20 protein-coding genes are annotated in these 24,260 nt (G+C 62.7%); 13 read left to right on the top strand and 7 right to left on the bottom strand.

Translation table 11 applies throughout. The features are described 5' to 3' along the window. Positions 1 to 240 precede the first annotated feature (240 nt). The 6 genes from GCM43_RS19900 to GCM43_RS19875 are packed head-to-tail and all read right to left on the bottom strand — an operon-like array spanning position 241 to position 10,278. Positions 241 to 993, bottom strand: a complete 753-nt coding sequence (locus GCM43_RS19900) for a DUF2135 domain-containing protein (RefSeq protein WP_152247507.1) — start codon at positions 991 to 993, stop codon at positions 241 to 243. A 4-nt stretch (positions 994 to 997) separates the two neighbouring features. Then, a complete protein-coding gene (locus GCM43_RS19895) occupies positions 998 to 1,789 on the bottom strand; it encodes a YfaP family protein (RefSeq protein WP_226929572.1) in 792 nt (263 codons plus the stop codon). Then, entirely contained in the window at positions 1,786 to 3,459 is a 1,674-nt protein-coding gene (locus tag GCM43_RS19890; RefSeq protein WP_152247505.1) for a DUF2300 domain-containing protein, read from the bottom strand. The genes GCM43_RS19895 and GCM43_RS19890 overlap by 4 nt, the downstream gene beginning before the upstream one ends. Continuing rightward, positions 3,459 to 8,003 (bottom strand): alpha-2-macroglobulin family protein, encoded by a 4,545-nt coding sequence (locus tag GCM43_RS19885; RefSeq protein ID WP_152247503.1) that lies wholly within the window; start codon positions 8,001 to 8,003, stop codon positions 3,459 to 3,461. Before GCM43_RS19885 ends, GCM43_RS19890 begins: the two co-directional genes overlap by 1 nt. Beyond that, on the bottom strand, positions 8,000 to 8,668 hold the full coding sequence (locus GCM43_RS19880) for a DUF1175 domain-containing protein (RefSeq protein WP_152247501.1): 669 nt from the start codon (positions 8,666 to 8,668) through the stop codon (positions 8,000 to 8,002). Before GCM43_RS19880 ends, GCM43_RS19885 begins: the two co-directional genes overlap by 4 nt. Next, the gene (locus tag GCM43_RS19875; RefSeq protein WP_152247499.1) at positions 8,665 to 10,278 is read right to left on the bottom strand and encodes a DUF2138 family protein; all 1,614 of its coding nucleotides are present in this window, start codon (positions 10,276 to 10,278) and stop codon (positions 8,665 to 8,667) included. Before GCM43_RS19875 ends, GCM43_RS19880 begins: the two co-directional genes overlap by 4 nt. 141 nt (positions 10,279 to 10,419) lie before the next feature. On the opposite strand from GCM43_RS19875, the gene GCM43_RS19870 reads away from it, so the two are divergent. The 11 genes from GCM43_RS19870 (at position 10,420) to GCM43_RS19820 (ending at position 21,628) form a co-directional block, all read left to right on the top strand. Next, positions 10,420 to 11,934 carry a B12-binding domain-containing radical SAM protein gene (locus GCM43_RS19870; protein ID WP_152247497.1) on the top strand — a complete coding sequence of 505 codons (1,515 nt, stop codon included), beginning with the start codon at positions 10,420 to 10,422 and terminating at the stop codon, positions 11,932 to 11,934. Between the two features lie 92 nt (positions 11,935 to 12,026). Next, the gene (locus GCM43_RS19865; RefSeq protein WP_152247495.1) at positions 12,027 to 13,163 is read left to right on the top strand and encodes an MlaE family ABC transporter permease; all 1,137 of its coding nucleotides are present in this window, start codon (positions 12,027 to 12,029) and stop codon (positions 13,161 to 13,163) included. Then, on the top strand, positions 13,160 to 14,038 hold the full coding sequence (locus tag GCM43_RS19860; RefSeq protein WP_226929571.1) for an ABC transporter ATP-binding protein: 879 nt from the start codon (positions 13,160 to 13,162) through the stop codon (positions 14,036 to 14,038). Before GCM43_RS19865 ends, GCM43_RS19860 begins: the two co-directional genes overlap by 4 nt. Beyond that, a complete protein-coding gene (locus tag GCM43_RS19855; protein WP_152247493.1) occupies positions 14,038 to 14,997 on the top strand; it encodes an MlaD family protein in 960 nt (319 codons plus the stop codon). The genes GCM43_RS19860 and GCM43_RS19855 overlap by 1 nt, the downstream gene beginning before the upstream one ends. Positions 14,998 to 15,009: 12 nt before the next feature. Continuing rightward, entirely contained in the window at positions 15,010 to 15,633 is a 624-nt protein-coding gene (locus tag GCM43_RS19850) for an ABC-type transport auxiliary lipoprotein family protein (RefSeq protein ID WP_152247491.1), read from the top strand. After that, entirely contained in the window at positions 15,630 to 16,826 is a 1,197-nt protein-coding gene (locus GCM43_RS19845; protein ID WP_152247489.1) for a VanZ family protein, read from the top strand. The genes GCM43_RS19850 and GCM43_RS19845 overlap by 4 nt, the downstream gene beginning before the upstream one ends. A 39-nt stretch (positions 16,827 to 16,865) precedes the next feature. Next, a complete protein-coding gene (locus GCM43_RS19840) occupies positions 16,866 to 17,183 on the top strand; it encodes a (2Fe-2S) ferredoxin domain-containing protein (protein ID WP_152247487.1) in 318 nt (105 codons plus the stop codon). Between the two features lie 35 nt (positions 17,184 to 17,218). After that, positions 17,219 to 17,872 (top strand): alpha/beta hydrolase, encoded by a 654-nt coding sequence (locus tag GCM43_RS19835; protein ID WP_152247485.1) that lies wholly within the window; start codon positions 17,219 to 17,221, stop codon positions 17,870 to 17,872. 112 nt (positions 17,873 to 17,984) lie between these two features. Beyond that, complete coding sequence (locus GCM43_RS19830; protein ID WP_152247483.1) at positions 17,985 to 19,130, top strand: D-alanyl-D-alanine carboxypeptidase family protein; 1,146 nt, start codon at positions 17,985 to 17,987, stop codon at positions 19,128 to 19,130. 466 nt (positions 19,131 to 19,596) lie between these two features. Further along, a complete protein-coding gene (locus GCM43_RS19825; protein WP_152247541.1) occupies positions 19,597 to 20,574 on the top strand; it encodes a DUF1852 domain-containing protein in 978 nt (325 codons plus the stop codon). Between the two features lie 25 nt (positions 20,575 to 20,599). After that, positions 20,600 to 21,628: a methionine synthase gene (locus tag GCM43_RS19820; RefSeq protein ID WP_152247481.1), complete on the top strand. Its 1,029-nt coding sequence runs from the start codon at positions 20,600 to 20,602 to the stop codon at positions 21,626 to 21,628. Positions 21,629 to 21,679: 51 nt separating this feature from the next. On the opposite strand, the gene pssA is transcribed toward GCM43_RS19820, so the two are convergent. Next, a complete protein-coding gene (gene pssA, locus GCM43_RS19815) occupies positions 21,680 to 22,474 on the bottom strand; it encodes a CDP-diacylglycerol--serine O-phosphatidyltransferase (RefSeq protein WP_413770969.1) in 795 nt (264 codons plus the stop codon). Positions 22,475 to 22,680: 206 nt separating this feature from the next. Between pssA and GCM43_RS19810 the strand changes: the two genes are divergently transcribed. Beyond that, positions 22,681 to 23,655 carry a CAP domain-containing protein gene (locus GCM43_RS19810; protein ID WP_319636965.1) on the top strand — a complete coding sequence of 325 codons (975 nt, stop codon included), beginning with the start codon at positions 22,681 to 22,683 and terminating at the stop codon, positions 23,653 to 23,655. Positions 23,656 to 23,661: 6 nt separating this feature from the next. Then, positions 23,662 to 24,249, top strand: coding sequence for an Hpt domain-containing protein (locus GCM43_RS19805; RefSeq protein WP_152247479.1), 588 nt, complete (start codon positions 23,662 to 23,664; stop codon positions 24,247 to 24,249). The last annotated feature ends 11 nt before the right edge of the window (positions 24,250 to 24,260 follow it).

Genomic DNA, 24,260 nt, shown 5'->3' with positions numbered 1-24,260 from the left:
ATCAAATGCCCACACTTATCGACTGTTAATTGTTAAAGAACTGTATTCGGTAAAGCTTGTTTCGCGCTATCGACAAAGCGTTGTGTTTGTCAGCTGCGAAGAAGGAAGAGTATGAAGCGTTTCGCTTATTTCGTCAACCTTCTTTTTTACCTCACTCTACTGCGCAACACCTTGTTTTGTGTGCACCGTTTTGCGAGGAGGCGAATTATAGCCAAGCCGCAGCAGCTCTGCAAGGGCCATTTACGGAAACACGAACGATTTCACCAGTGTCAGTTCGCCGGCGGCGCGCATCGGCACCTTGAAAGTCTGCAGCTTTTCGCGCGGCGTACCTTCATTGGTGATGATGGAGATGGTGGCAACGGTCAGCGTGGCGGTGTTCTCGCCGCTGCCGTAGTAATTGACATACACATGGTAGTTGCCCTTCTGTGGCGCGGCGCTGGAAAAGATTTCCGGGCCGTAGCCGGTGGTCACATCGACATCGAGCGCGCTGCCATCGGGCAGCACGCGGTTACCGTACCAGGCGTGGCCGCCATTGGGCGCCACCACATGCAGATCGAGGTCGGTGCCGGCGCTGTCCCACGACAGCACCACGCGCAAGCGCGCCTGCGTCTTGCCCTGGTAGCTGTCGACAAACTGGGTGCGCTTGCGGCTTTTGCCATCGGGCGAGCGCACTTCCACGCTGTTTGAGCCGCTGCCGAAACCGTACGGACGGCCAAAGCTGCCGTCTTCGCCTACTTCCATCGGCATGGCCACGCCATTGACCACCAGCGTGGCCGGCTTGCCCTTGCCGGCGCCGGCGATACGACCGCGTATCTGCGCCGTTTCGCTCTGGCCAGGCTGCAGGCTGACCGACGAGGCGGGATAGTTGACCGGCTGCGTATAGTCCTCGCGCGCGCCGGCCGAATTGCGCCAGCCGCCCTTGGGGGAATCGATGGTGACCTGGGCTTGCGCCCACAGCGGCAACAGCAACAGGGAAAGGGAGAGTATCTTCATCGTCTTAAAACTTGAAAGTCTTGACCAGGGTCAGTTCGCCTATGGCGCGCAGCGGCACCACAAACTCTTCGCGCCGTTCACGCGCTGTATTTTCATTGAACACCAGCGTCACGCGGCTGGTAATGACGGGCCGCTGGCGCGTGGTTTCATCGAAGTGATAGCCACTGGCGCCGAAATTGCCCCAGTAATTGATCCATACCTGGTACAGGCCGCGCATGGGTGAAGTCATCACGAAGTTTTCCGGCCCCGGGCCATCGACGGTATCGGCATCGAGCCCGCCGCCATTGCTCAGTGCCGGATGCGACCAGAACGCATGCTGGCCGTCTGGCGTGACCACGTGCAGGTCAACTTCGGCCTGGCTGTCGTCCCAGGCGGCGATCACGCGGATGACCGGCTGCGGGCGGCTTTTATCTGCCTCATAGAACTGCACGCGCTTGACCGCCTTGCCGTCGGGCGAGCGGATCTCGACGCTGTTCGAGCCGGAGCCGAACGAGTAGGCGCGTGCATAGCGGCCAGTGTCGTCGGTATAGAGCGGGGTCGGATTGCCATTGACCACCAGCTTGTGCACGCCGCGCTCCTTGCCAGCCTTCGCCAGTTCGCCCTGGATCATGCGCCGGCCGCGCTGCGCGCCACGGTCGACCAGCGCATACGGATAATTGACCGCCAGTTCCTGCGAGCGGTCGGTCAGGCCGGCGCGGTTCCAGCCACCGACGGGCGTGGCCATGCTCTTGTCGGCCGCCTGCACACTGCCGGCCAGCGCCAGCAAGGCTGCACTCCATATCATGAGCAATTTCACATCGCCTCCAGATTCAGATCGACCAGCCGACGTGCCAGCTGTTCGACATAGGCTTCATCCTGGCCGCGCGGATGGCGGCGCAGGCCCAGGTGCAAATATTCATGTGCCAGCGTAATGCGGTCCTCGCGCGTGGCCAGCGGGCGCATATAGATGCGGTTGCGCGACTGCTCGGAATACGGCGCACCGATCGACAGCGCGCAGATCAGCGGCGCCTGCTCGGGCGCTTCATATCCGGCTTCGCGCAGCAGCACGCGCTGCCAGCGCGGCACGGCACTGGCCAGCCAGGCTTCATTGGCGCTCAAGCGCTGGCAGAGGGCACCGGTATTGCTGGCCGTGGCCAGCGCGCCGCCCGGATAAGCCTCGGCCAGCAGTTCGTCGTAACGCCTGCCCTGTTTTGCCTGCTGCACCGCGTGGCTCCACGACAGCGTGTTCTCCGACGGCCGGTTGGCGTGATAGCGCACCGTGACGCCATCGACAATCAACTGATCGGTCCAGCGCGCGATGCTGAGCGCCGCCGGCGTGGCCGGGCTGGGGCTGACGCGCTGGGTGGCGCTGCTGTCGGCAATCTGCTGGCAGCCGGCCACATTGACCGCATTCTGGTTCAGATAGGTGCGCGCGGCAACCGCCAGCGCCTTGGCCGCTTCCGGTTCCTGCGTGGAGGCTTCCCGGTCGAGCACCCGCGCCACATATTCATTGACGCCCATGCGTCCGCGCAGCTGGATCTGGCCACCGGCGTCGTTGGTCAGCATCATCTCACCCGTGCTGCGCAAGGCCAGGTTCTGGCCATTCTTGAACTGCACATGATAGCGCCCGTTCATCGGCCCTGCCGGTGCCGCGCCGCCTTCACCGCGCACGCTGCGTATCGGATAGCGCTTGAAGTAATCGACCACCACGCAGCCGCCATCGTCCACTTCACGCAGTGGCGGCAGGGCGGCGGCGATGCGCGGCGCCCACTGCTGCAGCACGCTGCTGCTGGTGCCGCTGCCGCCCAGCCAGAGCGGCGTGCCGTCAGCGAGCCAGCCGGCCGCGCCGCCGATGCGCTCGGTCGGCTTGCCCTCTTGATGCCATGAATACGTCTTGACGCGCAACTGGCCGCCGAACCAGCGCGCCGTGCCGGCGCCGCGCCCGTCGAGCACCACGCGCAGCAGGGCCGCTTCGGCGCCCGCCCGGCTGGCAGCTGGGATGCTGCCCAGTGCACGCAGCAGGCTGCCAAGGCGCACCAGCTTTTCCGGTTTCAGCTGCGCCGGGTCGGCCAGCCAGGCCAGCTCGCCCGATGGCGCCGCGCCCAGCAGGCCGCTCCAATATTTTCGCCAGGCAGCCGGTGCAATCTTCAATCGTTTGGGCGAAAAAAACAGGCCGCACGACTGCGCCAGCGCCGCGTCGGCGCTGACACTCTGGCCGGCGTCGCAGCAATACACTTCTTCCGGATCGCGTCCGCCGCAGCGGTAGTCGGGCATGGCCAGCTTGCTGTCGGCCGCATACACATACATAAACAGCTTCCACAGGCTGGCCAATGGCACCTGGCGCGACGCGTCAAATGACGCCGGCGCGGTGCCTCCCTGCTCCAACTGGCGCACGTCGACCTTGCCGTCGCGCCACCACGCCATATCGAGCGTGGCCGCCCATGACGGCGCAGCGAGCAAAGCAAAGGACAAGGCCATCGCGCGCATTACTCGACCTTCAGCGCGCGCGTGGTTTTGCCACCACCTTCAAACGCTTTTTGCTCGGGCTGGTACATGCGATGGAAGCGCGCCGGTGGCAGGACATAACTGCCTTTCTGCGCAAAGCGCAGCAGATGGCGTACCGTCACCTCGCCTTCCAGTGGCTCGATCGGCACGGCATAGCCGTCACGGCGCTCCGTATGGCGCGCACGTTCGAGCGCCACCGGCTTGTCGCCCGCCATGGTCATGCCCCAGGTGGTGGACTCCACCATGGCGCCCGGCGGCAGCGCCACTTCCAGCAGACCAAAGCGGTGTTTGGCACCCGGCGCGGCTTTCAAGGTGATTTCATCGAGATACAGCGCGTCGGTGCTGAGCGCCTCGCCAGCCTTGACCAGCTCCGTCGTGTAGCCGGCTTTGCCCTGCACCATTTTCAGGATGCGACGCTCGATGGTGACCGGCAGCGCCTGCGCTTCGGCAGCGCGGCTTTCATACTGCAGCACGGCCACCGTATCGGCCGGTGCTGTAGAACCGGCCGCCAGGCGCAGCGTCGCCGGCACACCCTTGGCCTCGTTCCAGCGCCAGAGCGGCTGGCCACTGCGGCTTTCCTGTTTTTGCCAGGCGCCGTCGGGCGCCACGGCTGGGGCCTTGCCAAAGGCCGCACCGCCGAGTTTTTTCTGCACCCACAGCAGCGTCATGGCGCGGTCCAGCGTCGGCATGTCCGCGCGCACGCCGGCCAGCACAGCATCGGGCGACATTGACGCTTCGCCAGCCAGCATCAGCAATGCCTGCGCGACCGGCGCCTTCGCTTCGCGCAGCACCGTCCAGGCGCTGGCGATCTGCTGCTGTAGCGCCGCCGGCACGGCCACCTGGTTCTGGCTGGCCACCAGCGCCAGCAGGCCCAGCGCCATCGCCTGCGACTCGCGGTCGTCGCGCGCACCGAGCAACAGGCTGTCGCCCGCCTGGTGCGCCTTGCCACTCAGGGTCGCGCCGGCATGATCGTCGACCAGGCCGGCGGCCAGCGTTTTGGTCGGCAGGCCCATGTCATGCGCCATCCACAGCACCAGGGCGCGGTCGGCCAGCGCGTCTTTCAGGCCATGTTCGCTGTAGACGGCCAGCAGTCGGTTCCAGTGTTCGGGCGGCAGCTCGATGCGCAGCGCGCGCGCGGCATACCAGTCGGCATAGTAGGCGTACGCCGTCATCAGCGCGTTGCCGGCAGTGGCGTTGCCCCACCAGCCGAACACCGCGTTCGGACCGGCCATCGACACCAGGCGCAGGCGCTGCGCCGTCAAGGTGGCCTGCAGCCGTTCACGCAGCGCGCCGGCGTCCGGGCCCAGGCTTTGCGTGGCCAGCGCCAGCGGAATCAATCGGCTGGCCGTCTGCTCGACGCAGCCGTACGGGTAGTCGATCAAATCATCGGCAATGCGCGAGAAATGGCTGGTGGCGCCCTGCGCAAACGACAGGCGGATATTGCGCGCGTCGGCCGGCAGCTTCAGCGCCAGCTCTTCGGTGCCAGCGCCGAGCGGTACGACCAGCGTGCGCGGGCTGCTCCAGGCGGCCGGCAGGGTCTGTACATTCGTGTCCAGCGCATCGACCAGCTTGCCGTTCTGTTTGACTTCCAGGCGCAGCGGACCGGCAACGCTTGATGCCAGCGCAAACTCGACATAATTGACGCCCGGCTTGGCCGCCAGCTTTTCCGTTTTAGGCTGTGCGCCGCCCGACAGCGTCACTTCCAGCGCCTGCTCGGCGCCGGTCTGGTTGAATACCGCTACCGAGGCGCGCGGTGCATCGCCGGCGCGCATCCAGTCAGGCGCCGTCCACTTGGCGTAGAACTGCTTGTCCGAACGCACATAGGCGGTACGCTGGCCCACGCGACCCTGGCCGTCCATGGCGCGCCCGGTAATGCGCCAGCGCGTCAGCGCATCGGGCATGGTGAAGGTCACACGCGCATTGCCGTTGGCGTCCGTCATTAGCGAAGGCGCCCAGAAGGCCGTGTCGATATTGTCGCGCCGTGGCCGTTCCAGCACCTTCACGCCACGCTCGTTGTAGTTGTGGCGGGCCGGCGCGCCGGCGCTCCTGCCTTGCGCCATGTCATAGCTGATAAACGACAGGCTGGCCGTGGTGCGCACATTGTTGCGGCGCGGATGATAGAAAAAGTCGCCGATCTCGGGCGCGATTTCCGGCTGCAGCACATAGATCATTTCATCGACCACGCCCAGCGCCACCATGGTGCTGACCGGCTTGCCGTCGAGCGTGGCCTTCACGTCCAGCGTGACCTGCTCGCCCGGCTGGTAGACCTCCTTGCCTGGCTTGAACTGCAATGCGATGCGCGGCTCGATGATCTGCAGGCCGGCGTTTTCAAACACGAAGTCGCCGTTGCGGGTGTAGGCCACCGAGAACGTCATGTTCGGGCCATGCTCTTCCTTCACCGGGATGCGCACGCGCCATTGTTTGGGCGCCACGCGCTGCGCCTGGTACCAATTGGCGCCGCCGGCCATCAGGCCGTACTGTTCCACTTTGTCGCGCTCCAGCGTAAACAGCGCCTGGTCCACCTTGTCGGAAAACGTGATCAGCGCTTCGGCCGTCTCGCCCGGACGATAACGGGCGCGGTCCAGCACGATTTCAATGCTGCCCGGCGTACTTTGCACGCCGTCGCCGGTCACCCAGTGGCTGGCCGCAGCGAGCAGGTTGCCGCGTTCGTCGCGCAGCGCCAGCTGGTAGGAACCGGATGCAGGGAACGCCACATCCCATCCCTTGGCATTCGGATCGAAAGCGCCTTCGGTCTTGCTTTGTTTTTCCAGCTGTACCAGCTCCCACTTCACCGGACGCGCCGCACCCTGGCCATCGGCCACCAGGTCAAAGTGTACGCTTTGTCCAGGATCGGAAAACTGGCGCGCGGCCTTCAGCTGATAGGTCGTAATGGAGCGCTCGATCATCAGCTCGCGCGTGACTTTCACGCGGTAGGCCGCGCCATCGGTGGCAAACACCGTCAGGATATAGCGCGATGGATCGCTGGCCGGCGGCAGGTTGAATTCCACATTGCCGCTGCTGTCGCTGACCACTTCCTCGGTTTTCAGCGACACGGGGAACAGCCCGCTGTAGCGCAGCTCACCGTCAACCATCGAGTTTTTCTGGCTGCGCAGCGACAGCGTCATCCTGGCGTTCTTGACCGGCTTGCCATCAGGGTAGCGCAGCGCAATGCTGCCCTTGACCGCTTCACCGGTCTTGAACTCGGGCTTGGCCGGCTGCACGTTGATTTCAAAGTGCGGCTTGACATATTCGGCCACGCGGAAGGCGGCGCCATAGCTGCCATCGCGGTAGTTAAAGCGCAGCTCGTAGCCACCGGCGCTGGCCTGCGGCGGCAGGCGGAAACGCGTCTCGGCGCCGGTTTCACCGGTCAGTTGCAAGGACTGCGTCAGCAGCGGCGTGCCGTTCGGATCGAACACGGTCAGGCCCAGCGGCGCGCTGGCCGCCGCCTGCGAAGCGCGTGCGGAGGTAAATTCACGGCCGAAGAATTTCACATTGACTTCGTCACCAGGGCGGTACAAAGGACGGTCGGTCACGGCGTAGATCTTGGTGTCGTAGATCTCGCTGTCATAGTAGAAGTTCTCGGACACGAACACGCCGCCATTGCGATCCTGGCCCAGCACATAGGTATGCTCGGGACTGCCGCGCTCCATCGAAGCCACGCCGTCGGCACCGGTGGTGGCCGATTGCAGCACGCCGGTGCCGTCGGTCCAGGCCAGGCTGGCGCCAGCCACCGCTGCGCTGTTGTCGCGCCGCGCGGTCCACACCAGCATCTGGCCGGACGACACTTTGGTGACGGCCACCGTGTCGGACACGAACACCAGCGTGGTGGCGCGATGTTCGCCGATAATCGCTTCAACCAGATACAGGCCAGGCTTGCGTTTGCCCAGCGGGATCATGACATTGCCGGCGCCTTGGGCGATAAATTCGCTGCTGGAACCGTCGAGCTTGACGCCTGCCGGCGGCTCGATGGCCTTGGCCTGCCAGATCGGATAGCGGAAGCTGTCGACCATGTCCATGCCCTTGATCGCCTGGTATTGCGGATGGTTGGCAAACACGGTCGGGCGGCGGATCGCGTCATTGGTGGCCAGGCCAGGCTGCTCCTTGGTCACCGAGCGGCGCGCCTCGCCTGAGAACAGCTTGCGCCAGGCCAGGCGCGACTGCTTCCACCAGTTGTCCCACAGGTAGCTGAGCGTATTGGCCAGGCCTTCGCCACGGTAATTGCCTTCGACCTGGATGCGGTGCAGATTGCGCTGCTTTTTCAAAAACTCCATCGGCTCGGGTACGCGGTAGAGCACGATGTCGGCGCCCGAATAGGCTTCCAGGTTCATGCGGCCCATGTCGCGCCCGGGCACCTCCAGGCGCACCTTGGCCTCGTCGGCACTACCATAACTGGCGTCCGAGAGCAGGAAGAACGGTTCGCCCTTGAAGGTGGCGTAGTTGCTCGGCTGCTGCTGCGCCGAAGCGCCGCCCGCAGCCAGCAACGTCAGCAGCACCATCGCCAGCACACTGGCCAACAGCGCCTTCATGACAGAAACGACAGCCGGTACACGCCGGCGAAATTGGGATTGTTGGGCGCAGGTTGCCACCGCGTATCCTTCCAGTTCATGAGTTGTTTGATATCGACGGCCCGCAGGCCAGTGTCGTCGGGAGTCACGGTACCGGTGTGGTAGGCGATACGCGCCCCCATCCAGACCATCAGATGCTGTTCGTCGCCCTGGTCGTAGAACAGCAGGTCGCCAGGCAGCGCCTGGCTGATTTCACGCGCCACCAGGCGGCTGTTGTTTTGCACCAGCGCCAGCGCCGTCACGAAATGGCCGACGCTGCCATCAAGCTGCACCCAGCGGTTGCGCAGCCCCGCCTGGGCGGCATCGAGCTCCACCTCGGGCGGCAGGCGGCGGTCGCTGGCAATGCCGTTGGCACGCAGCCATTTCGCATCGTGCACGGCCAGCGCTTCATTGACGGCAAAGCGCACCAGGCCGGCGCAATCGCGGTGCGTCCAGCGCGGCGACGGGCCGCGCTCGATCTGGGCATTGACGATGCGCAGCATCCACGCCTGGAAGGCGCGGCTTTGCGTTTGCGACAGCTGCGGCCCTGGTGTATCGACGGCGGCGCGCAAGGCCCAGGCCTGCGGCATGACGGCCAGCGCCGCGCCGGCAGCCAGCAGGCGCAGACAGCTACGGCGCGACGTCATGGCTTGACCGCCTGCCAGTCCAGGCCCACCCACGCCGCACCATCATCCTTGCCGTCCTGTGGCAGTTTTTGCAGCACCATGCGCATCGGTGGATATTTTTTCAGTGCGTCCAGGCGCGGCACCAGATGCGCGTCTGCCGCCGCGCGCAGCACCGGTTCGTTTTTGGCCGGCAGCGTGTCGAAGGTTTCGCGCTGGATCAGCTGCGCCAGCGAGGCCGGCGCAATCAGGCCCACCGTGCGGGCAGCATCGGGCAGCAGGTCGCTGGACGCCGGCGCCTGCTTGCGGTGCACCGCCAGCACCTGGTCGACCAGCTTGCCGTCGGGCGAAAACACCACCGTATTGCCGGCCACTGCCAGCGCCGGCTTGAGCTGGCCGGCGGGCGTGGCCACCGTGCGCTCCCAGCGGATAGTGTCACCCTTGTCACCCTTGCCAGCACTCTTGCGCACCGCATCCTTGCCGCCGATGCCCGCCTCGAACAGGCTGGCGTACAGGGCGTCATCATTGGCGCCGGCCTTGCGGGTGGCCACGAACACCGGCGTATGCAGGCGCGAGTTGCCGTACCAGCAGGCAGCAGCCGGCCCTTGCAGGTGTTCGGCCAGCGGCGCCACCGGTGCGCCCGCCTTGCCGTCCAGGCGCTTCAGTACCGGCTGCAGCGACGACCAGTCGACCGGCACGGTAAAGCAGGCGCTCGGCGCATGCGGCAGCTGCGACCACAAGGCGCTGCTGTCATAGCTGCTTTTTTTCAGCTTGGCCGCGTCGAGCAGCACGGCCGATTGCCACGCGCCTTTGGAAAAATCAAAGCGCAGCGCTTCCAGCGCGCCGAAGAACGGCTGGTAGCCGAACGACAGGAAGTCGGCCTTGACGGCGATGCTGTGGCCGTTCGGTGCAGCCTGGTCGAGATGGAATTGCGGGTGGAACAGCTGCTGTTTGCCGGTGTCCTTGGCCAACAGGCTGGTAACGGTCTTTTCAGCCGTACCGTCGGCGGCCTTGCCATCGGCGCCGCCATACAGCATGCCCGGGTGCGACAAAATCACCAGCCGCTCGCCGTGGGCAGCAAACAGCAGCGTGCGTCCGTAGGCGTAATTGAGCGCATACACCGGCACCGTGTCGCCATCGACGCGCAGGCTGCCGGCCACGCTCATCTGCGTATCCTTGAGCGCGACCTTGCCGGCTTCCTCGAGTACGCGTGTAAGCTGGTTGCGCGACACGGCAATCGCAAAGTGCTTGAGCGAGCCGTCGGCGTCGCGCCACAGTGCCACCTCGGCCGGCTGGTCGAGCACCATGCGCAGCAACTGGTCGCCCCAGTTCAGCTGATGTTCATAGGCGATGCGGCGCAGGCTGCCCTTCAGGCCCAGCCGGTCTTCGCTCTGCTCGTAATAGAACAGGAATTCCTCGCGCAGCACGTCGCGCGCCAGCGGCACCGTCAGCAGGTCGCGCGGCAGCGTCGACAGGCTTTGCGTACGCACCAGGGCGTCCGGGTGCGCCAGGTCGAGCTTGAGACCGTTGACCGGCCCCATCTGATTCCAGCCAAAGATGCGGTAGCCGGCCACGGCGGCGGCGACCACGGCCACGCCGGCCACAGAGCCGATCAGGATTTTTTTATTGAGCACAAGTCATCCCCAATGCGATCCTCAATGCGAACATTGTTAAGTTGGTAAGTGTTGCCAAATCCTAACATGCGATCCCACAACACCGGCGCGAGATTGAAACGGAGCAGCGTAAAATGGCGTTTTCCCGTTTTTGCGCCCGCCATGTCGATCCTGCTCTCCACCCTGAACGCCCGCTACACCCACGCCTCGCTGGGTCTGCGCTACCTGCTGGCCAACATGGGGCCGCTGCAGGAACAGACGCGCCTGCAGGAATTCGTGATCGGCGCCAAGACCACCGAACTGGTCGAGCGCATCTTGCAGAACAAGCCGCGCATTATCGGTTTTGGCGTGTATATCTGGAACGTGGAAGAAACCACCCGGCTGGTGGCCATGCTCAAGCGCGTGGCGCCCGAGATCGTGATCGTGCTGGGTGGACCGGAGGTGTCGCATGAGGCGGGAGAACAGGAAATCGTCAGGCTGGCAGACTACCTGATCACCGGCTGGGGCGATGTGACTTTCCCCAAACTGTGCGGTGAAATCCTCAACGGTCCCAAGCCGCTGATGAAAATCCATGTGGGCGTGCAGGCGCCATTGCCTGAACTGCAACTGCCGTATTCGCTCTACAGCGACGCCGATATCGCCCACCGCACCATCTATGTGGAAGCGTCGCGCGGCTGCCCGTTCAAGTGCGAATTTTGCCTGTCGGCGCTCGACAAGACGGCCTGGCCGTTTGCGCTCGATAACTTCCTGGCCGAGATGGAGTTGCTGTATGCGCGCGGCGCGCGGCTGTTCAAGTTTGTCGACCGCACTTTCAACCTCAATATCAAGACCAGCCTGAAGATCATGCAGTTCTTCCTCGACAAGATCGAAGCGTTTCCCGACGATCCGATCTACGCCCACTTCGAACTGGTGCCCGACCACCTGCCCGAAGCGCTCAAGGAAGGCATCCGCAAATTTCCGCCCGGCGCGCTGCAGTTCGAGATCGGCATCCAGAGCTTCAATCCGGAAGTGCAGTCGCTGGTCAGCCGCCGGCAGGACAACCAGAAGGCGGCCGACAATATCCGCTGGCTGTGCGAAGAGTCGAACGCCCACTTGCACGTCGACCTGATCGCCGGCCTGCCGGGCGAAGACGAAGCGAGTTTTGCAGCCGGCTTCAACCAGCTGGTGGCCCTGAAACCGCATGAAATCCAGTTCGGCATCCTGAAGCGCCTGCGCGGCACGCCCATCATCCGCCATACAGAAAACTTCGGCATGGTGTTCGACCCGCATCCGCCCTACACCATCCTGGCCAACAAGCAGCTTGATTTCCTGACCATGCAGCGCCTGGTGCGCTTTGCCCGCTACTGGGATCTGGTGGCCAATTCTGGCCGTTTTGCCAATACGCTGCCGTGGATGCTCGGTGACGCACCGTTTGAAAACTTTATGGATTTTTCCAACTGGCTGTACGCCCATACCGACGCTACCCACCGCATTGCCATGGAAAAGCTGGCCAAGCTGGTGGCGCAGTGGCTGCAAACGCGCGGCATGAGCGCAACGAAAGCACAGGCACTGCTGGCCAGCGACTATGCCGGCGGCGCGCAGGGCGCCGGCCATGCGCCTGCACCCAAAAACGAGGCCGGCAGGCTGCGTCCCGAGGTCACGCTGCCGCAGCGCCAGGCGCGCCATCTGGCCGCTTGAGCGCCAGCAGTAAAGAGAACCAGCCAACACAAGCGCACACGGCCTGGCCAACATCGGTGGCGGTCTGCGCCATTCTCCCTTAAACTGGCGCGATGCCCACTAGCCATACTCCGACACTGACCGTTACCCAGGCCGCCTCCCGACAGGGGGCCGGCGTGGTTGCCAGCGGCACCTGGCAGGTGCATGCGCTGGCGCACGACAACGCCATCAAGGCCATCACCGCCCAGTTGAAGCCCCTGCAGGGCGACACCGGCGTGCACTGGGACTTGTCGCAGATCGACAGCCTGGACCATATCGGCGCCCAACTGTTCTGGAATGCCTGGGGCAAGACGCGCCCGCAGCAGCTGACGCTGTCGGCCGGCCAGGAGGAGTTTTTCCGCCGCATCGAAGCGGCCGGCACGCTGGAACTGCCTTCCACCCGCGCCAACCGCCTGACGCTGGTGATGAAACTGGGCATGGCGGTGCTGCTGTTCCTCGAGCACCTGAAAGGCTTTATCGCGCTGGTCGGCCAGGTCATGCAGGACGTTTTCCGCTTTGCGCGCCATCCGCTGCGCGGGCCGTGGCGCGAGATTTCCGCCAATATCTTCCATGCCGGCTTCCAGGCGCTGGGCATTACGGCGCTGGTCGGCTTTCTGATTGGCGTGGTGCTATCGTACCTGTCGGCGCAGCAGCTGCGCGCCTTTGGCGGCGACATTTACCTGGTCAACCTCTTGGGCATGAGCGTGATCCGCGAACTGGGGCCGCTGCTGGCGGCGATCCTGGTGGCCGGCCGCTCGGGCTCGTCGATTACGGCGCAGCTGGGCGTAATGCGCGTGACCGAAGAACTCGACGCCATGCTGGTGATGGGCATCTCGCACGGTTTTCGCCTGATTATGCCCAAGGTGGTGGCGCTGGCCATCTGCATGCCGCTGCTCGTCATCTGGACCGATACGGCCGCGCTGATCGGCGGCATGGTGGCGGCCAAGACGGAACTGAACCTGTCGGCGCGCTACTTTATCCAGAAGCTGCCGGACGCCGTGCCGCTGGCCAACTACATGATCGGCCTGGGCAAGGGCGTGGTGTTCGGCATGCTGATCGCCCTGATTTCATGCCACTTCGGCCTGCGCATCAAGGCCAATACCGAAAGCCTGGGGCGCGGCACCACCACCGCCGTGGTCACCGCCATTACCGTGGTGATCCTGGCTGACGCCGTGTTTGCGATTGTCTTCAATGGAGTGGGCTACCGATGAATGCAGACAACGACATGAAGGAAGACAGCGCGCCATCGTGCGCCGCAGGCAGCGGCGACGGCCAGTTCGACCTGCACGGCCAGGCGCCGGTGGTCGAGATCAGCAATCTGTGGACCAAGTTCGGCCGCACCGTGGTGCACCAGGACCTGAACCTGGAAATCGAGCGTGGCGAGATCCTGTCGATTGTCGGCGGTTCGGGCACCGGCAAGACGGTGCTGCTGCGCCAGATGCTGGGACTCGAGCATCCGGCGCGCGGCTGCGTGAAGGTGTTTGGCGAAGACATCAACCAGGCCAGTTCGGCACAACTGCAGCAGTTGCGCAATCACTGGGGCATGCTGTTCCAGGAAGGCGCGCTGTATTCGGCGCTGAACGTATTCGACAACGTGGCCCAGCCCATGCGCGAACTGCGCGTGCTGCCCGAAGAGCTGATCCGCGACACGGTGCTGCTGAAAATGAATATGGTGGGGCTCGGGCCCGAGCATGCGCTCAAGATGCCGTCGGATTTGTCGGGCGGCATGGTCAAGCGGGTGGCGCTGGCGCGCGCCCTGGCGCTCGAACCCAAGCTATTATTCCTCGACGAGCCCACTGCCGGGCTGGACCCGGACTTGTCGGAAAGCTTTGTCTCGCTGATCCAGTCGCTGCACCGCGAGCTGGGCCTGACGGTGGTGATGGTCACGCATGACCTCGACACGCTGTTTGCACTGTCCACGCGCATCGCCGTGCTGGCGGAAAAACACGTGATCGCCCTCGGCCCCACCAGCGAGGTGATCAAGGTCGATCACCCGTTTATCAAACAATTTTTCCTCGGCGACCGCGGCAAGCGCGCATTGGCTGTGCTTGACGAGAGCAAAGCGGAGAAGGAAACGGAGAAGTAATGGAAAACAGATCACACGCCCTGCTGACGGGATTCTTTACCCTGACCCTGCTGGTGGCCGCCATCCTGTTCGGCGTCTGGTTCAACCGCGACCGGGTCGAACGCGTGCCGTATCTGCTGGCCACCACGCTGTCGGTGCCGGGGCTGAACCCGCAGGCCACCGTGCGCTATCGCGGGCTGGAAGTGGGCAAGGTCGACGCCATCGATTTCGATACAAAAAAGGCCGGCCAGATCCTCGTGCATATCAGCGTGGCGCCCGACACCCCGGTTACCAATACCACCTTTGCCACCCTCGGCTACCAGGGCGTGACGGGCATCGCCTATATCCAGCTTGACGATGAACAGGTCGGCTCCAAACTGCTGGGCACCAATGCCGACAACCCGTCGCAAATCCCGCTGCGCGCAGGCCTGCTCGATCAATTGGAAAAACGCGGCAAGCGCATACTGGACCAGGCAGAACAGATCACCAGCAAGGTCAACAACCTGCTCAGCGACAATAACCAGGCTGCCATGCTGGCCGCCTTTACGGAAGTGGGCAAGACCGCCAAGGCCTTTGGCGAAATCCCGAAACAGCTGCAGCCGACGCTGGAACAATTGCCGCAGCTGACCGATGAAACGCGCAAGAGCATAGCCGCCGTCAAGGAAGCAAGCAGCAATGTCACGCAACTGTCGCAGACCTGGAAAAAGCTGGGGACCGACCTGCAGGCGCCGGGCGGCATGCTCGACAACGTCAACGGCACGGTGGCGCGCGTGGGCCGCTCGGTTGAAACGGTGGCCGATGGCGTCTCGCTCGAGGTCCTGCCGCAGGTGATCGATTTGAGCGCCGAGGCGCGCTCGTCGATGCGCGCCCTGAAAACCACCATGAGCACGCTGAACGAGCAGCCGCAGAGCATCCTGTTTGGCGCCCCCGATATTCCGCCCGGTCCGGGCGAGCCTGGCTTTTCCGCGCCGGCCAAATAAGGAGAATCCACCATGACTTCGACCACTTTGTCGCGCTGCGCCGCGCTGGCCACCCTGGGCGCCGCCCTGTTGCTGGGCGGCTGCGCCAGCCGCAATCCGGTATCGACTTATTACGACTTCGGCCCCACGCCGCCGCTGGCCCAGGCTGCCCCGGCCAAGCCGGCACTGCCGATGCTGGTCATCGCCGACGCCAACGGCCCGGCCTGGCTCGACAGCCAGCGCATGTATTACCGGCTGCTGTATGCCGACGCGCAGCAGTCGCGCCCTTACGCCTACAACCGCTGGAATACGCCGCCGCTGCAGCTGCTGAGCCAGCGCCTGAAAACGCGCATTGCGCAAAGCGGCGTCAAGGTGCTGGCCACCACCGACGCGGCTGGCGGCGTGCCGCTGCTGCGCATCGATGTCGATGATTTTTCGCAGAACTTCAACAGCCAGACGCAAAGCATCGGCCAGGTGTCGCTGCGCGCCTCGCTGTTTCGCGGCCACCGCCTGATCGACCAGCGCACCTTCAGCCGCAGCGGCCAGACCGCCAGCGCCGACGCCCAGGGCGGCGCACAGGCGCTGGCCTCGGCCACCGACGCCATCGCCGCCGACCTGCTGGGATGGCTGGGTACGCTCGATATTCCACAACAATGACCGCTCCTGCAGCACACGCAGCCCCGCAGCACGGCCCGCAACCATACCAGTCGCGCCCCTCGCCGGTGGCGCGCGCCACCCTGCTCGCCTATCTGTTCCTGATTGTGTACGCCAGCTGGTTTCCATTCAGCGGCTGGCACAGCAACGGGCTGTCGCCGCTGACGTTCCTGGAAAACACGCGCATGCCACGCTACTGGACCGGCTTTGACGTCGGCGTCAATATCGTCGGCTATATCCCGCTGGGCACGCTGATCGTGTATGCGGTCTATCCGCGCCTGACCGGCTTTTTTGCCGTGCTGATCGCCGGCCTGTGCGGCATGCTGATCTCGGGCACCATGGAAGCGGTGCAGTCGTATCTGCCGACCCGCGTGTCGTCGAACCTGGACTTTTATACCAACTCGGGCGGCTGCCTGCTGGGCGCCATTATCGGCGCCGTGTCGGCACGCAAGCTGCTCGACCATAGCCATCTGTACCGCCTGCGCCAGCGCTGGTTCGTGCAGCATGCCAGCCAGGGGTTGGTGCTGGTCGCCCTGTGGCCGCTGGCGCAAATCTACCCGCAGGGCTATCTGTTCGGCCTGGGGCAATTGCTGCCGATCCTGTCGAACTGGCTGTCCAAGCTGGCCGGCGTGCCGATCGACCTGGCGGCCATGCTGCGCCCCGATACGGTGCTGACGGTCGAGCAATACTGGCTGTCCGAAACGATTATTACCGCCTGCGGCATGACCGGCGCCGTGCTCACCTTGCTGTGCCTGCTGCGCCGCTCGGCGCCGCGCACCATGCTGATCATCACGCTGATCGTGGTGGCACTGATGGTGCGCTCGATGGCCAGCGCACTGCTGTTTTCGCCGCAGAATGCGTTTGTCTGGATTACTCCCGGTGCGCAAGGCGGCTTTTTGATCGGCCTGATCATGCTGGGTGGGCTGGCGTTTGCGCCGCACCTGGCGCAGCGCAGGATTGCCATAGCCTGCCTGCTGCTCAGCCTGGTGATGGTCAACACCACCCCGGTCAATCCCTACTTCATGTCCACCCTGCAAGGCTGGGTGCAAGGCAAATTTTTGAACTTCAACGGCGCCGCGCATTTCCTGGCGCTGCTGTGGCCGTTCATGGCACTGTGGTTCCTGTGGCTGCCGGCGCACAAGCTGAACCGCCAGGAAGACCAGCGCCAGCGCCGCGAAGATCATTCCATTCAATAAGCGCTATCATGGCGCATCAACGCAACGCAGGAGTACAGCATGAGCGACACCCCCTATTTTGAACGCCACGTTTTTTTCTGCATGAACAAGCGTGAAGACGGCCGCAACAGCTGCGGCGACCATGGCGCCGAGCAGGCCCAGAAACATTGCAAGCGCCGCATCAAGGACCTGAACATGAACGGCGCCGGCAAGATCCGCATCAACCAGGCCGGCTGCATGGACCGCTGCGAAGAAGGCCCGCTGCTGGTGGTTTACCCGGAAGGCACCTGGTACACCTATGTCGACAACAGCGATATCGATGACATTATCGATACCCACTTGGTGGGCGGCAAAGTCGTGGATCGTTTAAAAATTTAATGCTTCCTTAAGGGAAACTCTCCAACATGAGTCTGATGAACCGCAATTCAGAAAAATTTACCTTGGCCGGCCACGCAGGCAGCATGGAAGGCCTGCTCGACTTCCCGGCCGATACGCCGCGCGGCGTGGCGCTGGTGGCCCATCCGCATCCGCTGTATGGTGGCACGATGGACAACAAGGTCACGCAAACGCTGGCGCGCGCCTTTGTGGCGCTCGGCTACGTAGTGGCGCGCATCAATTTTCGCGGCGTGGGCGCCTCGGAAGGCGTGCATGACCACGGCGCAGGCGAAACCGACGACATGCAATTGCTCTATGAACACATGCAAGGCCTGTATCCGGGCCTGCCCATCGCGCTGTCGGGCTTTTCTTTCGGCACTTTCGTGCAATCGAAACTGCAGGAACGCCTGATTGCCGCCGGCGCGCCGGCCGAACGCCTGGCGCTGATCGGCAGCGCGGCCGGCAAATGGGCGATGCCCACGATTCCCGCCGACACCATTCTGATCCATGGCGAACTCGACGACACCATTCCCCTGTCGGCCGTGTTCGACTGGGCGCGGCCGCAGGATATCCCGGTTATCGTGATTCCGGGCGCCGACCATTTCTTCCATCGCAAGCTCAATCACATCAAGCAACTAGTGATTGCATTGTGGCATGGCGACAAGCCGGCCACGACGGAAGAAGAGGCCTGAAGTGTGGGCGAGCACACACTTACGCGGCTATAATTAACTGTTTTTTCCACGCGGCCATGCAGCTTAACCAGCATGGTCCTCTGCCTTCTCTTTTTTTCACAGACCAGCCTTCATGAAAAAACTCCTTGCGGCACTGGCTTCCAGTGTACTTTTCTTCTCCGCCGCTGTAGCGCAAACCGTTCCCGCCCCGACCATCGCCGCCAAATCCTGGCTGCTGCTTGACGCCACCAGTGGCCAGATCATTGCTTCGCAAGATCCGGACGCGCGCGTCGAACCGGCCTCGCTGACCAAGGTCATGACGGCGTACCTGGTGTTTGCCGCCATCAAGGAAAAGAAACTGACGCTCGACCAGAAAGTCAACGTGTCCACGCGCGCCTGGAAGGTCGACGCGAGCAGCTCGAAAATGTTTATCGATCCGGCCACACCGGTTTCGATCGACGACCTGCTGCACGGCCTGATGATTCAATCGGGTAACGACGCCGCCGTGGCGCTGGCCGAAGCCGTTGCCGGCGACGAAGCCACGTTCGTGGTGCTGATGAACCGCGAAGCGCAGCGCATGGGCATGAAGAATTCCCATTTTGCCAATCCGCATGGCTTGCCAAGCCCGGAAAACTACACCACCGCACAAGACCTGTCGGTGCTGGCCAAGCGCGTGATTGCTGACTACCCGGAATTCTACAAAATCGATTCCATGAAAAGCTTCACCTACAACAAGATCACCCAGCCGAATCGCAACCGTCTGCTGTGGCTCGATCCGACCGTTGACGGCATGAAAACCGGCCACACCGAAGCGGCCGGCTACTGCATGATCGCTTCGGCACGCCGTCCGAGCGCTTCGGGCGAACGCCGCCTGATTTCGGTGATGATGGGCACCTCGTCCGACCAGGCGCGCACCCAGGAAAGCCAGAAGCTGCTCAACTGGGGCTTCCAGAACTTCGACACCGTCAAGCTGTACTCGAAAGGCCAGGCCGTGGCCACGCCGGAAGTGTGGAAAGGCTCGAAGAGCACCGTGAAGATCGGCTTTGCGCGCGACGTGCTGGTGACCGTACCGAAAGGCACCGCCGCCAAGATGAAGCCGGTGCTCGAGCGCAAAGACCCGCTGGTCGCCCCGTTGCCGGAAAATGCACCGGTCGGCAAGCTGAAAATGGTAGTCGATGGCAAGACCCTGCTGGAACTGCCGGTGGTCGCACTGGAAACCGTGACCGAAGCGTCGATCTTTGGCCGCGCCTGGGATTCGATGCGTTTGTGGATGAAATAAGCCAGCCTCACTCATGAAGAAAGCCCGCCGATGCGGGCTTTTTTTTCGAGTAGGTCGGATTAGCCGGCACGGCGTAATCCGACAGATATCCGCCATCTGACTGCCGAATTACGCCGCGCGGAACCTCGGGGTCAGTTCCGCCAATCGGACACAACCTCATCTGTATAAAACATGAGCAGCTTGATCGCCAGGGTGGGCATGCTATGGCTCAGCCTGTGTCCAAATGGCGGAACCGACCCCGCGTTCCCGCTTGCGTTTGTGGATGAAATAAGCCAGTTTGCCTTATGAAAAAACCCGCCTGCGCGGGTTTTTTTCGGCCAGATTTCTGCCAGCGCGACCGCGCGCGCAGGCGTACAAGCCCATAGTGAGCAAAACTAATGCATCAATAAAGTTAATTCATTTTACTCACAGCACTGTGCCGCATAAAATTCAGTTCAATTTTGGTCTCGGACAGCAGCGGATTATCATGAATAACATTTTTGCATTTGGCATTAAAAGCATGGAGTTTGATGAAAACTATCAACCTTCAGACCACACGCGCATTACCACCAACTTTGCCAATCTGGCCAGGGGAGAGAGCCGCCAGGAGAATTTGCGCAACACCCTGCGCATGATTAACAATCGTTTCAACAACCTCGCGCACTGGGATAATCCTGCAGCGGATCGTTATTGCGTCGAAATGGAAATTATCTCGGTGGATATCGATGTCGAAGGCAAGGGCAATACCTTTCCGATGATCGAGATATTGAAAACCACGGTGGTGGACAAAAAAGACAACAAGCGCATCGAAGGCATGGTCGGCAATAATTTTTCGTCGTATGTGCGCGATTATGATTTCAGCGTGCTGCTGCCAGAACACAACAAGGACCAGGCCAGCTTCAGCTTGCCCGACAATTTCGGCCACCTGCATGGCAAGCTGTTCCAGTCCTTCCTGAAATCGGACGCCTACCGTGCCCATTTCAGCAAGCTGCCCGTGATCTGCCTCAGTGTCGCCAGCAGCAAGACCTACCATCGCACGGAAAACCGGCATCCGATTCTGGGCGTTGAATACCGTCAAAATGAGTTTTCTTCGACCGATCAGTATTTCGAGAAAATGGGCATGAAGGCACGCTTTTTCATGCCGCCCGACAGCGTCGCACCGCTGGCCTTTTATTTTTACGGCGATCTGCTGGCCGACTATACCAATCTGGAACTGATCAGCGCCATCAGCACGATGGAAACATTCCAGAAAATCTATCGGCCCGAGATTTATAACGCGAATTCGACAGCAGGCAAATGCTATCAGCCGAGCCTGAAAAATCCCGATAATTCGCTGACAAAAATTGTTTATGACCGCGAAGAGCGCAGCCAGCTGGCCGTCAAGCAGGGGCAATTTACCGACGAACATTTTATCCAGCCCTATAAAGCCATACTGGAACAATGGGTTGCCGATTGCGCCCATTAATTAACTCATTAGCCGAACCTTTATCATGAACATATTACTTCCTACCTCCACCGCCGGCAGCCTGCCCAAACCTTCCTGGCTGGCGCAGCCTGAAACCCTGTGGTCGCCGTGGAAGCTGCAGGACGAGGCCCTAGTCGAAGGCAAACATGACGCCTTGCGCCTGTCGCTGCAGGAACAGCAGCACGCCGGTATCGATATCGTCAGCGACGGCGAGCAGACGCGCCAGCATTTCGTCACCACCTTTATCGAGCATCTGGACGGCGTGGATTTTGCAAAGCGCGAAACGGTGCGTATCCGCGACCGCTACGATGCCAGCGTGCCAACCGTGGTGGGCGCCGTGTCGCGCCAGAAGCCGGTGTTTGTGGAAGACGCCAAATTTTTGCGCCAGCAAACCCGCCAGCCGATCAAATGGGCGCTGCCCGGCCCGATGACGATGATCGACACGCTCTATGACGCGCACTACAAGAGCCGCGAGAAACTGGCCTGGGAATTTGCCAAAATCCTCAATCAGGAAGCGCGCGAACTCGAAGCTGCCGGGGTCGACATCATCCAATTCGATGAACCGGCCTTCAATGTGTTCTTCGATGAAGTCAACGACTGGGGCGTGGCCACGCTGGAGCGCGCAATTGAAGGCCTGAAATGCGAAACGGCCGTGCATATCTGCTACGGCTACGGCATCAAGGCCAATACCGACTGGAAAAAGACGCTGGGCTCGGAATGGCTGCAATACGAAAAGTCGTTTCCCAAGCTGCAGCAGTCGAATATCGACATCATCTCGCTCGAGTGCCAGAACTCGCACGTGCCGATTGACCTGATCGAACTGATCCGCGGCAAGAAGGTGATGGTCGGCGCCATCGATGTGGCCAGCCATGCGATTGAAACGCCGGAAGAAGTGGCCAGTACGCTCAGGAAAGCGCTGCAGTTTGTCGATGCCGACAAGCTTTATCCGTCGACCAACTGCGGCATGGCGCCCCTGCCGCGCAACGTCGCCAGGGGCAAGCTTAACGCCCTGAGCGCCGGCGCCGCCATCGTGCGTGCAGAACTGTCGCGCTAGTCAGCGCAGCAGCCCGACAGGCGGCGATTCCCCTCGCCGCCTTAATCAACCTCAATCAATCTCATCGGCATCATCGAACTTGAGCGGCAGCGCAATGCCGCGCCAGCCCCAGTGCCAGGCCAGGTTCAGCGCCAGCGTCACGCCGATATACACGGCAAAGAACAGCGCAAAGAAAGCCGTTTTCAGCCACACCAGCAAGCCGATGGCCACTGCCAGCACCAGCAGCGCGGCCACGCTTTTCTTTTGCTTGGAGCTGGGAAAGCGCAGCGTCGACACCATCAGGCTGCCCACGCCCACCAAGAGCAGCATCAGCAGATAGCTGTGCCACTGCGATTCGATCGGCGCCGGCCAGGCCACCACCACGGCCGCCACGCAGGCGGCGCCGGCGGTAATGGGCATACCGACAAAATACATGGGATCGGTACGCCCGACATTGACGTTGAAACGCGCCAGGCGCATGGCGCCGCAGGCAACAAAGAAGAAACTGGCCATGCCGCCAAAGCGCAGCAGCAGCGGATCATGGATGCCCATCTGCACGAAGCCATAGCAATACAGCAGCACCGCCGGCGCGCAGCCGAAATTCATCACGTCGGCAATCGAATCGAGCTGCATGCCGAACTGCGAACCGGTGCCGGTGGCGCGCGCCACAAAGCCGTCGAGTGCGTCGAACACGCCGCCCAGCACCAGCAGCGCAGCGGCCAGACGGTAGTCGTCCGGATTGCCGACACGCGCGTTATCGACCGAAATAACGATGCTGGCAAAGCCACAGGCTATCGAAAGCAAAGTCACCATGCTGGGCAAGGCATACTTGGCGCGCTGCAGGCGCGACTTGGGCGGAGTATTCAAATTGTCGGTATTCCAAAGAAATCGGTGAAAAAAAGCGCTGTCACGGCCATACCATGCACGATAGTCATTCTACCCTGCGCACGCCTGGCGGCACGGCGCCACAGTGCCACAGTGCCACAGTGCGTCATGCACGATTCACGATGATTCTGTACGGCATACAAAATAACTTAAAATCGAATCACGCCATGTCCGTCTGAGGAGTCACCTTGATTGCCTTGTCCGCCTTTGCCCAGCAGTGTAAATCGACCTTTCCCGTGGTGGCGCTGGCCGCCCTGCTCAGCGCCTGTGGCGGTGGTGGCGGCACCGGCGAGAAAACGTCGCTGTCGACGGCAACGCCGCTGCCGCAATTGACGCAGGAGCCGGGTGCGCCCGGCCTCAGCGGCAATATCGCTGCCGACGGCTTTAACTGGATCAACTACCGGCGCAGCCAGGTCGGCCTGGCCAGCCTGGCGCGCAACAGCGTGATCGACCAGGCAGCGCTCGGCCATTCCGAATACCTGCGGCTCAACAATACCGTGTCCCACGACCAGGTGGCGGGCAAGCCCGGCTTTACCGGCGCCAGGCTGGGGGAGCGGCTGGCGCAGGCCGGCTATGTCATCAACGAGCGAAATTCCTATGCCTACGGTGAAGTCATTGCCGGCGCGGCCAACAATTCCGGCTTCTACCTGGCCGAAGAACTGATTACCGCCATCTACCACCGCTTTGTGATCTTTGAACCGGTCTTCAAGGAAATCGGCACCGGCGCCGTGGTGGGCGCCGGCGGCTACAGCTATTTCACGGCCGACTTTGCCGCCAACAACGGCTTTGGTCCCGGCTTGCCAGCCGGCCAGATCGTCACCTACCCGGTCAGCGGCCAGGCCAAAGTCGCCACCAGTTTTTCCAGCGATAACGAAATGCCCGATCCGGTGCCCAACCAGGATATCGTCGGCTATCCGATCAGCGTACATGCCAATATCCACAGCATGCTCAGCGTGACCAGCTTTACCGTACGCCAGCGCGGCGCGACCAGCGACCTGACGGTGCGCCAGCTGAAAAACGACAGCGACGCGCAAACGCCGCAATGGGCCGCTTCGATTATTCCCTTGGCGCCGCTGGCGGCCAACACCACCTATGACGTCAACTTCAGCGGCACGCTGAACGGCGCTGCGGTGAGCCGCAACTGGTCGTTCAGCACGCGCTAGGCCGGCATGTCTGCACCAGCCGCCATCCTCGATATTGACAACGGGCTGGGCCGCCTGATGGGCGACCGCCCGCTGTACCTGAAGATCCTGCGCCGTTTCCTGCATGACCACGGCGCCACGCCGCGCCAGGTGCTGGCCGACTTCCAGGCCGGCAACTATGCTGGTGCGCGCCTGAAAACCCATACGCTCAAGGGCGCGGCAGGCATGATCGGCGCACAGCAGGTCTACCAGCTGACGGCGGCGCTGGAAATGGCCTTGCGGGCCCAGGCGCCCGAGTTGCAACAGCAGTTGCAGCAGCTGGAACTGGCGCAGGACCGGCTGCTGGGCGCCGTCAGCGACCTGCTCGGCGCCCCTGAAGATACGCACAGCGCGCAGGATGTGGCGCCCGACCCGGCCGCGCCGGCCATCCAGCTGCTGCTGGCGCGCCTGGCCGGCCACCTGCGCGAAGGCGACGACGCAGCCATCGATATGCTGGAGCACTGCGCCACCCTGCTGGCCGCCAGCCTGGGCGTGCATGTCTACCAGGAAGTGGCGGCCTGCGCCCATGAATATGATTTTGAAGGTGCACTCGAAGCGCTGCTGCGGCGCCGCTAGCGTGCGCTATT

The organism is Janthinobacterium aquaticum, from assembly GCF_009208565.1.
GTDB lineage: Bacteria > Pseudomonadota > Gammaproteobacteria > Burkholderiales > Burkholderiaceae_D > Janthinobacterium.
This window is presented reverse-complemented; position numbering and strand designations above follow the sequence as displayed.

What these genes read in the sequence shown, in the direction of transcription:
- GCM43_RS19840 (WP_152247487.1), top strand. Translation starts at nt 16,866, where the DNA reads ATGAGCGACACCCCCTATTTTGAACGCCACGTTTTTTTCTGCATGAAC.
- GCM43_RS19880 (WP_152247501.1), bottom strand. Translation starts at nt 8,668, where the DNA reads ATGACGTCGCGCCGTAGCTGTCTGCGCCTGCTGGCTGCCGGCGCGGCG.
- GCM43_RS19825 (WP_152247541.1), top strand. Translation starts at nt 19,597, where the DNA reads ATGAATAACATTTTTGCATTTGGCATTAAAAGCATGGAGTTTGATGAA.
- GCM43_RS19850 (WP_152247491.1), top strand. Translation starts at nt 15,010, where the DNA reads ATGACTTCGACCACTTTGTCGCGCTGCGCCGCGCTGGCCACCCTGGGC.
- GCM43_RS19885 (WP_152247503.1), bottom strand. Translation starts at nt 8,003, where the DNA reads ATGAAGGCGCTGTTGGCCAGTGTGCTGGCGATGGTGCTGCTGACGTTG.
- GCM43_RS19865 (WP_152247495.1), top strand. Translation starts at nt 12,027, where the DNA reads ATGCCCACTAGCCATACTCCGACACTGACCGTTACCCAGGCCGCCTCC.
- GCM43_RS19900 (WP_152247507.1), bottom strand. Translation starts at nt 993, where the DNA reads ATGAAGATACTCTCCCTTTCCCTGTTGCTGTTGCCGCTGTGGGCGCAA.
- GCM43_RS19860 (WP_226929571.1), top strand. Translation starts at nt 13,160, where the DNA reads ATGAATGCAGACAACGACATGAAGGAAGACAGCGCGCCATCGTGCGCC.
- GCM43_RS19845 (WP_152247489.1), top strand. Translation starts at nt 15,630, where the DNA reads ATGACCGCTCCTGCAGCACACGCAGCCCCGCAGCACGGCCCGCAACCA.
- GCM43_RS19870 (WP_152247497.1), top strand. Translation starts at nt 10,420, where the DNA reads ATGTCGATCCTGCTCTCCACCCTGAACGCCCGCTACACCCACGCCTCG.
- GCM43_RS19805 (WP_152247479.1), top strand. Translation starts at nt 23,662, where the DNA reads ATGTCTGCACCAGCCGCCATCCTCGATATTGACAACGGGCTGGGCCGC.
- GCM43_RS19820 (WP_152247481.1), top strand. Translation starts at nt 20,600, where the DNA reads ATGAACATATTACTTCCTACCTCCACCGCCGGCAGCCTGCCCAAACCT.
- GCM43_RS19855 (WP_152247493.1), top strand. Translation starts at nt 14,038, where the DNA reads ATGGAAAACAGATCACACGCCCTGCTGACGGGATTCTTTACCCTGACC.
- GCM43_RS19890 (WP_152247505.1), bottom strand. Translation starts at nt 3,459, where the DNA reads ATGCGCGCGATGGCCTTGTCCTTTGCTTTGCTCGCTGCGCCGTCATGG.
- GCM43_RS19835 (WP_152247485.1), top strand. Translation starts at nt 17,219, where the DNA reads ATGAACCGCAATTCAGAAAAATTTACCTTGGCCGGCCACGCAGGCAGC.
- GCM43_RS19830 (WP_152247483.1), top strand. Translation starts at nt 17,985, where the DNA reads ATGAAAAAACTCCTTGCGGCACTGGCTTCCAGTGTACTTTTCTTCTCC.